Source organism: Pseudomonas sp. Q11, assembly GCF_024494355.1.
In the GTDB taxonomy this organism is placed as follows: Bacteria; Pseudomonadota; Gammaproteobacteria; order Pseudomonadales; family Pseudomonadaceae; genus Aquipseudomonas; species Aquipseudomonas hefeiensis.
The window spans coordinates 234478-244588 of sequence record NZ_JAKNQY010000003.1 but is presented as its reverse complement, the minus strand read 5'-3'; the positions used below and the strand labels follow the sequence as shown (position 1 = coordinate 244588).

8 protein-coding genes are annotated in these 10111 nt (G+C 62.7%); all 8 read left to right on the top strand.

The features are described 5' to 3' along the window. Nucleotides 1-6: 6 nt before the first annotated feature. Nucleotides 7-1425, top strand: coding sequence for an FAD-dependent oxidoreductase (locus MA884_RS05255; RefSeq protein ID WP_256229392.1), 1419 nt, complete (start codon nt 7-9; stop codon nt 1423-1425). 143 nt (nt 1426-1568) lie between these two features. Continuing rightward, the gene (gene hemE / locus MA884_RS05250) at nt 1569-2636 is read left to right on the top strand and encodes a uroporphyrinogen decarboxylase (RefSeq protein WP_256229391.1); all 1068 of its coding nucleotides are present in this window, start codon (nt 1569-1571) and stop codon (nt 2634-2636) included. A 350-nt stretch (nt 2637-2986) separates the two neighbouring features. Beyond that, a complete protein-coding gene (gbpA, locus tag MA884_RS05245) occupies nt 2987-4453 on the top strand; it encodes an N-acetylglucosamine-binding protein GbpA (protein WP_256229390.1) in 1467 nt (488 codons plus the stop codon). Between the two features lie 67 nt (nt 4454-4520). Further along, nucleotides 4521-5039: a type II secretion system protein N gene (locus MA884_RS05240; protein WP_256229389.1), complete on the top strand. Its 519-nt coding sequence runs from the start codon at nt 4521-4523 to the stop codon at nt 5037-5039. Nucleotides 5040-5047: 8 nt separating this feature from the next. Next, nucleotides 5048-6970, top strand: a complete 1923-nt coding sequence (gene gspD / locus MA884_RS05235; RefSeq protein ID WP_256229388.1) for a type II secretion system secretin GspD — start codon at nt 5048-5050, stop codon at nt 6968-6970. Continuing rightward, nucleotides 6967-8439: a type II secretion system ATPase GspE gene (gspE, locus tag MA884_RS05230; protein ID WP_256229387.1), complete on the top strand. Its 1473-nt coding sequence runs from the start codon at nt 6967-6969 to the stop codon at nt 8437-8439. The genes gspD and gspE overlap by 4 nt, the downstream gene beginning before the upstream one ends. A 4-nt stretch (nt 8440-8443) precedes the next feature. Then, on the top strand, nt 8444-9652 hold the full coding sequence (gene gspF, locus MA884_RS05225) for a type II secretion system inner membrane protein GspF (RefSeq protein ID WP_256229386.1): 1209 nt from the start codon (nt 8444-8446) through the stop codon (nt 9650-9652). Nucleotides 9653-9655: 3 nt separating this feature from the next. Then, a complete protein-coding gene (gene gspG / locus MA884_RS05220; RefSeq protein ID WP_256229385.1) occupies nt 9656-10111 on the top strand; it encodes a type II secretion system major pseudopilin GspG in 456 nt (151 codons plus the stop codon).

The window sequence follows — 10111 nt, the reverse complement described above, 5'->3', positions numbered from 1 at the left end:
TTGAAGATGGCCGAACGTCTAAGCAACGACTTCCAATTCATCGATGTCGGGCGCAAGGATCCGAAGAAGAAACTGTTGCGTCAACGCAAGAAAGAGTTCGTGGAAATCTACGAGCCTTTCAAACCCCAGCAGTCGGCCGACCAGGCCCACCGCTGCCTGGGCTGCGGTAACCCGTACTGCGAATGGAAGTGCCCGGTGCACAACTTCATTCCCAACTGGCTGAAGCTGGTGGCCGAGGGCAACATCCTCCAGGCCGCCGAGTTGTCCCACCAGACCAACACCCTGCCGGAAGTCTGCGGCCGGGTGTGCCCGCAGGATCGCCTGTGTGAAGGTGCATGCACCCTCAACGACGGTTTTGGCGCGGTGACCATCGGTTCGGTGGAGAAGTACATCACCGACACCGCGTTCGCCATGGGCTGGCGCCCGGACATGTCCAAGGTCAAGCCGACCGGCAAGCGTGTCGCCATCATTGGTGCTGGCCCGGCAGGCCTGGGCTGCGCCGACGTGCTGGTGCGTGGCGGCGTGACCCCGGTGGTGTTCGACAAGAACCCGGAAATCGGTGGCCTACTGACCTTCGGTATCCCCGAGTTCAAGCTGGAAAAGACCGTGCTGAGCAATCGTCGCGAAGTCTTCACCGGCATGGGCATCGAGTTTCGCCTGAACACCGAAGTGGGCACGGACGTGACCATGGAACAACTGCTCGAAGAGTACGATGCCGTATTCATGGGCATGGGCACCTACACCTACATGAAGGGCGGCTTTGCCGGTGAGGACCTGCCGGGCGTCTACGATGCGCTGGACTTCCTGATCGCCAACGTCAACCGCAACCTGGGCTTTGAAAAGTCGCCGGAAGATTTCGTCGACATGAAAGGCAAGAAGGTTGTGGTGCTCGGCGGTGGTGACACGGCGATGGACTGCAACCGCACTTCGATTCGCCAGGGCGCCAAGTCGGTGACCTGCGCCTATCGTCGTGACGAAGCCAACATGCCCGGCTCACGCAAAGAAGTGAAGAACGCCAAGGAAGAGGGCGTGAAGTTCCTCTACAACCGCCAGCCGATCGCCATTGTCGGTGAAGACAAGGTCGAAGGCGTGAAGGTGGTCGAGACCCGTCTCGGTGAGCCGGACGCCCGCGGTCGTCGCAGCCCCGAGCCGATCCCGGGTTCCGAAGAGATCATCCCGGCCGATGCCGTGGTCATCGCCTTCGGCTTCCGCCCAAGCCCGGCGCCGTGGTTCGAACAGTTCAGCATCCAGACCGACAGCCAGGGTCGCGTCGTGGCCCCGGAACAGGGCCAGTACAAACACCAGACCAGCAACCCGAAGATCTTCGCCGGCGGCGACATGGTCCGTGGCTCGGACCTGGTGGTGACAGCCATCTTCGAAGGCCGCAATGCGGCTGAAGGGATTCTGGATTATCTGGGGGTCTAAAGACCCCAGCGGCAAGCTTCAAGCTATAAGCCGCAAGTTGAAGCAACGGCGCTTTTAACTTGCGGCTTGTAGCTTGCCGCTTGTGGCTGTCTTTCTGCGTCGCGCTCTGAGAAAATGCCCGCACTTTTTTTCCGGATGCCGACATGACTGCCCTGAAGAACGACCGTTTCCTCCGTGCCCTGCTCAAGCAACCCGTAGACGTCACCCCCGTGTGGATGATGCGTCAGGCCGGTCGCTACCTGCCGGAATACCGCGCCAGTCGGGCCAAGGCTGGTGACTTCATGAGCCTGTGCATGAACCCCCAGTTCGCCTGCGAAGTCACGATGCAGCCGCTGGATCGCTACCCGCAACTGGACGCGGCGATTCTGTTTTCCGACATCCTCACCATTCCCGACGCCATGGGCCAGGGTCTGTACTTCGAGACCGGCGAAGGCCCACGCTTCAGGAAAGTCGTCAGCACCCTGGCCGACATCGAAGCCTTGCCGATTCCCGATCCGCAGAAGGACCTGGGTTATGTCATGGACGCGGTCAGCACCATCCGTCGAGAACTCAACGGTCGCGTGCCGCTGATCGGCTTTTCCGGCAGCCCCTGGACCCTGGCCACCTACATGGTCGAAGGCGGCTCGTCGAAAGACTTCCGCAAGACCAAGGCGATGCTCTACGACAACCCGCAAGCCATGCACCTGCTGCTGGACAAGCTGGCCCAGTCGGTGACGTCTTACCTCAACGGGCAGATCCTGGCGGGTGCGCAAGCGGTACAGATCTTCGACACCTGGGGCGGCAATCTCTCGGCGGCGGCGTATCAGGAATTTTCCCTGGGCTACATGCGCAAGATCGTCAGCGGCCTGATCCGCGAACATGAAGGTCGCAAAGTACCGGTGATCCTGTTCACCAAGAACGGCGGTCTGTGGCTGGAAAGCATCGCCGATGCCGGTGCCGACGCCCTGGGCCTGGACTGGACTTGCGACATTGGCAATGCCCGTGCGCGTGTCGGCAGCAAAGTCGCCCTGCAAGGCAACATGGATCCGACCGTGCTCTACGCCAAGCCTGAAGCCATCCGCGCTGAAGTCGGACGTATCCTGGCCAGCTACGGCAGTGGCAGCGGCCATGTGTTCAACCTTGGCCATGGCATCACCCCGGAAGTCGACCCGGAACACGCCGACGCCTTCCTGCGGGCGGTGCATGAGCTGTCGGCGCAATACCACGTCTGATTGCAGCCCCTGTCACCCAGCCTGTCCGGACTTGTGCCGGACAGGCCGATTGCTCGCTTGTTTAACGATCTGACATAAACCCCGCCGGTTATTCTTCCTGGCGTGTTTGTCTGTGTTTATTTGTTTTGTTTTTGATAGTTATTTCTATTCGTAGGAAGTTTCTTAAGTAATGTAGGGGAAATTGATTCAGAGATCATTCCTTCTAAGTTGAGAGATTTGTCCTACACATGGGGTATGTAACTTTCTATAAGGTTCCGGGCACTTGCAAGGGCAGGCGTTGGGCGCTCTGGCGCACCTTTCAAGAGGACGGTGATACGTCTTTCATTTTTGATGACTGGTTTGGAACTTATATGAAGAATAACTTCAACAAGAGCAATCTATTAACGGGGTGTGCGTCCTCATTAGTTATATTGTCGGCCATGGCGGCATCCCAAGGCGTGCTGGCCCATGGTTTCGTCGACGTACCGCCTTCTCGTGCACTGTTATGCCAGAAAGGCGTCAACCTGAACTGCGGCGGCGCGCAATACGAGCCGCAGAGTACCGGCGAAACCTTCAAGGGCTTCCCGAATGGCGCCGGTGGTGCACCGCTGCAAGGTCCTATCGACGGTAAAATCGCCAGCGGTGGCAACGCCAACTTTTCTGCTCTTGATGCCCAGTCGGCCACGCGCTGGCATCTGACCGAAATCAATGACCGCAACATCACCTTTCAATGGCGATACTCCGCGGCGCATCCAGCGACCAGACACCAATACTTCATTACCCGCGACGGCTGGAACCCGAACGAAGTGCTCAAGCGTGCCTCGTTCGACAGCACGCCGTTCTGCACGGTGGAAGGTGGTAATCAAGTTCCGGTAGGCGGCGCCCCGCACAATTGTGTCATTCCCGACAGCAAGACGGGTCATCACGTCATCCTGGGGGTCTGGACGGTGGGCGACACCGATAACGCGTTCTACGACCCGATCGATGTGAACATCCTTGCCGAAGCCGGTCTGCCGGGCGGCTGGTCGCCGGTGGGCAGGATTGCGCCATCGACCCAGTTGCTGGCGGGTGACAAGGTCAAGGCCCGGGCATTCTCCGCCACCGGCGAAAATGCCGAGTACAGCGTGGAAATCAGCATCGACAACGCTGAGGAAGGCAAGGCTGAAAACTGGTCGCTCAAGCTGGCCGAGGCCCTCAACAGCGCCCAGCCGCTCATCCGTGCCGGTATCCGTGACGAAGACGACAACATCACGCCGGTCAAGGGCGCCAACAGCCTGTATGCCCAGAAAGAAAGCGGTGTGACCCGCTATGAAGTGCAACTGGACATGCGCGAAGACCCCAACGCCAGCATGGAACTGTCCTCCCTGCAGCCAGAGTATGTACTCGACAAAGGTCGGGTCAGCATGGCGCTCGCCGCGCAGACAAACCGCAGGATGAACCTTGAAGCCACGTTGTTCGATGAGAAGAACAAGCAGGTGGGTATCGTGCAGACCGTAGGCGAAGGCAATACCGCCCTGAGCCTGGACGTGCGCGGCGCCGCCCCTGGCGCGCACACCCTGACGCTGGTGGGTACCACCGAAGACGGCCGCACCACGCGCCAGGAGACCCGGACGGTCACCCTGACCGGCGAGGGCGTAGGCATCGAGTACGACTTCGTGTTCCCTGAAGGCCTCAGCGACTACACCGCCGGCACGAAAGTGCTGCAGCCCAAGACTGACGAAGTCTACGAGTGCAAGCCGTTCCCTGCGTCCGGCTACTGCAAGCAGTACAGCCCGACGTCGAACGGTTTCGAGCCGGGTGTTGGCGCGTCGTGGCAAAACGCCTGGGACCAGCTGTAAGTCCTGACAGGCATGGCCCCAGGCGATCCGCACGGGTTGCCTGGGGCCTTCAAACGAGAACGCAGTTATGTCTATCCATGACTCCAGGCGACGGGTGCTCGTGCTGGTGCTCGTGCCGCTGCTCTACGGGATATGCCTGGCCGGGCAGGAGTGGCGTTTTCGCCAGGCATTGGGCCGTGACGTGCCGGTGGTGGCCGACTCGCCGGTGGCATCGGTTCGCGCCCTGCCCAACGTCCAAGCGGTGGCAACCGTGCTCGGTCTGGCGCCTGCAGGTGCCCAGGCATCGAGCGCCGAACCCATTACGTTGCAAGCCAGTTTTGTCGTCGGTCAAGGTCTGTCGCGGGCCTTGCTGGCGGACGCCGCCGGCCCGCGCATTTACCAAGTGGGCGAACGCTTGCCCGGTGGCAGCGTGCTACGCCGGGTCGAGGCCAGCCATGTGACGTTGTGGCGCAATGGACGGGAAGAGCGGTTGGCCTTGCAAGCCGCGGCCAAGCCCTTGCTGCGCCGGTTGGGCCCCGAAGACGGGCGCCGTGCCGCGCTTCAATCCTCGCAATACCTACGCCCGGTGGCCGGGCAATCAGAGTGATCGAATTCATGAACAGCTTTATCCGGGGCCGTGTTTCGCGTGTCCTGTTCTGCCTCGCCGCGTCGTGCCCGCTGACGCCCGCCGGTTCGCTGCTGGCCGAGGAGGCTCAGTGGCAACTGGCGATGAACAACGCGGAACTGCGCGATGTGGTCGAGGAGTTCTCCGCGATCCTGGGCAAGACCGTGGTGCTCGATCCCCGGGTGTCGGGGAGCATCACCGTCATGTCCCGTGAAGCGCTGGACCGCGAAGGTGTGCGGCGGTTGTTCTATTCGGTACTCGATGCGCATAACTTCACCGTGATCGACGAGGGCGAGCGGATCCTGATCACGCCGGTCAGCGATGCCAGGACGCGCGCCGGCATCGCCGACGAACACGGCGCCACCCCGTCGCAGTTCGTCACCCGGGTCCTCGACCTGCAATCGAGTATCGCGGCCGATGTTGCCGGGTTGGTCCGGCCCCTGGTGTCGGCCAATGGTTATATCGGCCCTTCGGTATCGTCCAATGCCTTGGTGGTCACCGACACCGCGGCCAATGTCCAGCGCATCGCCGGGGTGGTGCGGCAGCTGGATTCAGGGCGCAATCGTAATCATGTGGTGGTGCGGTTGCAGCACGCCTTGACCGGGGACATCGCGCCGCTGATGGAAGCCTCCGGCGGCAAGCGCGAGGGTGACACGGCGGGCGTGGTGATCGCCGATGACCGCAGCAATCGACTGGTGATCATCGGCGCCCCGGCGGTGCGCCAGCGCCTGGTCGATCTGGCCCGGAGCCTGGATGTCCCGGCCGCCGCCTTCCAAGACAGCGCCCGAGTCATCCGCCTGCGCCATAGCGATGCCAAGCAACTGGCCGAGGTGCTGGAGTCGGTCGGCCAGGACAAGAAAACCAAGCCGGCCCTGGCCGGCCAGCGGGAAAGTGCCAGCGCCAGCCCGTTCATGATCAAGGCCGATGAAAGCCAGAATGCCCTGGTACTGATCGCCGAACCGGCCCAGATCCGCACCATTGAAAACATCGTCCGTGAATTGGACCAGCCCCGGGCCCAGGTGCTCATTCATGCGGCCATCGTCGAGGTCACCGGGGACATTTCCGAAGCGCTGGGGGTGCAGTGGGGGCTCAAGAGTGGCAGCGCGACAGGGGCCATCAACTTTCCGGGAACCGACATCCCGATCGTTGGGCTAGACCTCAATAAGCTGGATAAAACCAAGGAAAGCGCATTCCTGCGCCTGGGTGGCGACCGCTTCAGTGCGCTGGTCTCGGCACTGGCGAGCGATGCCCACAGCAACCTGCTGTCCACCCCTAGTCTGCTGACCCTGGATAACCAGGAAGCGGAAATCATCGTGGGCCAGAACGTCCCGTTCAAGACGGGTTCCTACGCCACCAGTGGCAACGGCGCGGACAATCCGTTCACCACCGTGGAGCGCAAGGACGTCGGCATCAGCCTCAAGGTCAAACCCTACATCAACGAAGGCTCGACCTTGCGCCTTGAAGTGGAGCAGGAAGTTTCGGACATCGCGCCGTCGGTCTCCGGTGTGGACTCCTCTGACCTGATCACCAACAAGCGCGCCTTGAAGAGCACGATCCTGGCGGACGATGGCGAGATGATTGTGATCGGCGGCCTGATCCGCGACAGTGTCCGCACCCAGCAAAGCGGTGTGCCGCTGCTGCGCAGTATTCCCTACCTGGGCGCGCTGTTTCGCTGGACCCGCGACACCCAGACCAAAAGCAACCTGATGGTGTTCCTGCGTCCGACCATCGTGCGCAGCGGCGAAGACCTGGCCGAGGTCAGCCGTCAGCGCTACGACGCGCTCCGGGAGCTGAGCAAGCCCGGCTCGCGGAAAAACAATTCGCTGCTGCTGCCCCGGGATGCCCATCAGTTGTTCGAGTCATCCACCGATGCATCGATGGCCGATCCGCAGCAGCGTTCGGGTGCCCTGTGACTGACCAGCAGGCCCCGTTGCCCTTTGGTTTCGCCAGGCGCCTGGGCGTGCTGCTGGAAGGCGCCGGGCCAACGCTGAGCCTGGTCATGCGCCGCGACACGCCGCTGACGGCCTTGGCCGAAGTGCGGCGCCTGTGTGGGCGGGACTTGCCGATCCAGGTGCTGGAACCGGCGCCGTTCGCTGCGCGCCTGGCCAGCGTCTATCGCCAGGGCCAGAGCGCCGCCGAGCAGGTGGCCCAAGGCTTGGACGAGGAGCTGGACCTGCTTAGCCTGGCCGACCAGATGCCGCAGACCACCGACTTGCTGGAACAGCAGGGCGATGCGCCGATCATCCGGTTGATCAATGCCCTGCTCAGCGAAGCGGTTCGCGAACACGCGTCGGATGTGCATCTGGAAACGTTCGAGCAGTACCTGTCGGTACGCATGCGCATCGACGGCCAGCTACAGGAAATGCTGCGTCCGCGCCGGGAGCTGGCGAGCCTGTTGGTGTCGCGGATCAAGGTTATGGCGCGCCTGGACATCGCCGAAAAACGTGTGCCCCAGGACGGGCGCATGGCGTTGCGGCTGGCTGGGCATGAAGTTGATGTGCGGGTCTCGACGCTGCCTTCGGCCCATGGCGAGCGAGTGGTATTGCGCCTGCTCGACAAGCAGGCCGGGCACCTGGACCTGGTGCGTCTGGGCCTGCCAGATGACACCCTGGCAAACTTGCGTCGGTTGCTTGGCAAACCTCATGGCATCGTGCTGGTGACCGGCCCCACAGGCTCGGGGAAAACCACCAGCCTGTACGCGGCGCTGAGCAGCATCAACGATCAGAGCCGAAACATCCTCACCGTCGAAGACCCGATTGAATATCACTTGCCGGACGTCGGCCAGATGCCGGTCAATCCGAAAGTCGACATGACCTTTGCTCGTGGCTTGCGGGCGATTTTGCGCCAGGACCCGGATGTGGTGATGGTGGGCGAGATCCGCGATCGCGAGACCGCCGAAATCGCGGTGCAGGCGTCCCTGACCGGCCATCTGGTGCTCTCGACCCTGCACACCAACACCGCCGTGGGCGCGGTTACGCGACTGAGAGACATGGGGCTGGATGCCTATCTGCTGGCCTCGTCCCTGGCGGGCATTGTGGCCCAGCGCTTGTTGCGCATCTTGTGTCCGTCCTGCAAGACGCCCTATGTGGCCGACGCTGCAACCTGTCGGCGCCTGGGGCTCGACGCCGACGCCGCGCCACGGTTGTTCAAGGCCCGGGGCTGCGAGCAATGCCAGAAAGGTTATCGCGGGCGCATAGGCATCTATGAGCTGGTGAGTGTCAGCGCCGCGTTGTCGCAACTGATTCATCAGGGCGCCCCTGAGCAGGCGCTGACCCTTGAGGCGCGCAAAACCTCCCGCAGCCTGTTTCAGGATGGGTGCCAGCGGGTTCTGGAAGGCCTCACCAGCGTCGATGAACTGCTGCGCATCACCCAGGAGGATTAGCCCCATGCCGACCTTCGATTATCGAGCAGAAGATGCCCGGGGCCGGCGCTGCAAAGGCCGCGTGGAAGCCGGCAACCCCCGTCATGCCCGTCAGGTGCTGCGCGAGCGTGGCTTGCTGCCCAGCGAACTGCACGAAGCGAAGGCGCGCCGAGCCTTGGGCACCCGGCGCGCCGGGGGGCGTTTGAGCCCGGCGGATCTGGCGTTGCTGACGCTGCAGCTGTCCACCTTGATTCAGGCCGGTCTGCCCCTCGAAGAGGCCCTCGGCGCCGTCGCCCAACAAAGCCAGAAGCGGCGCGTTGCCAGCCTGCTGTCGGCGGTACGCAGTCGTGTGATGGAAGGTCACGCCCTGGCCACGGCGCTGGCGGCGTTTCCCCAGGCGTTTCCCGAGCTGTTTTGCGCCACGGTTGCCGCCGGCGAACAGTCCGGCCACTTGGGCCTGGTGCTGGAGCAGTTGGCGGCCTACACCCAGGCACGCCAGGCATCGCGCCAGCGCATCCAACTGGCCTTGGTGTATCCGCTGATTCTGATGCTGGCCTGCGTCGCGATTGTCGCTTTCCTGTTGGGTTACGTGGTGCCGGATGTAGTGAAGATATTCGTCGACAGCGGCCAACCGTTGCCCTGGCTGACCGAGGCGCTGATCGTCCTGAGTGACGGATTGCGTCGCTCTGGCTTGTTGCTGCTCGGGCTGCTGGTCGGGGTGCTCGGGTTATGGCGCTGGAGCCTGCGCCAACCTGCGTGGCGCCTGCGCTGGCATCGTCTGTTGCTCAAGCTGCCTGTGTTCGGCGAGGTGTTGCGGGCGATGGAAGCGGCCCGATTCGCCAGCACCCTGGCGATCCTGAGCAAAAGTGCCGTGCCTCTGGTGGATGCCCTGCGTATCGCCGCGCAGGTAATTGGCAACTTGACGATCCGTGCCCGCATGGCCGACGTCGCCCGTTCGGTCCGCGAGGGCGGGACCCTGACCCGGGGCCTGGAGCTTGGTGGGGATATCCCGCCCCTGATGCTGCACATGATCGCCAGCGGCGAACGGGCCGGCGAACTCGACAGCATGCTGGCCCGGGCCGCCGAACAACAGGAGGCCAGCCTCGCGGCGCGCATCGCGCTGGTGGTGAGCCTTTTCGAACCGGCCATGCTGGTGCTGATGGGCGGCGTCGTGCTGCTGATCGTCATGGCCATCCTGCTTCCGATCCTTGGCCTCAACCAATTGGTGAATTGACCCATGACACTTCAAAACAACCGACCTGCACGTCCTCAACGCGGTTTTACCCTGATCGAAATCATGGTGGTGGTGGTCATCATTGGCGTGCTGGGCGCCATTGTGGTGCCACAGTTCATGAGCCGGCCCGATCAAGCCAAGACTACGGCTGCACGGACCGATATCCAGGCGATTGCCACAGCCCTGGAAATGTACCGTCTCGACAACTTTCAATACCCATCGACCCAGCAGGGCCTGGAGGCGCTGAGCAAGCGTCCGTCCGGCACGCCCGCGGCCAGGAACTGGAACCCCCAGGGTTATCTGAGAAGCCTGCCGGTCGATCCCTGGGGCACGCCCTACCAGTACCTCAATCCGGGGCACAAATCCGTCGATGGCAGCTATGACCTGTACTCGCTGGGCGCCGATGGCGTGCCGGGCGGTGACGGGTTCGCCGCCGACATTGGCAATTGGGCCGAGTGA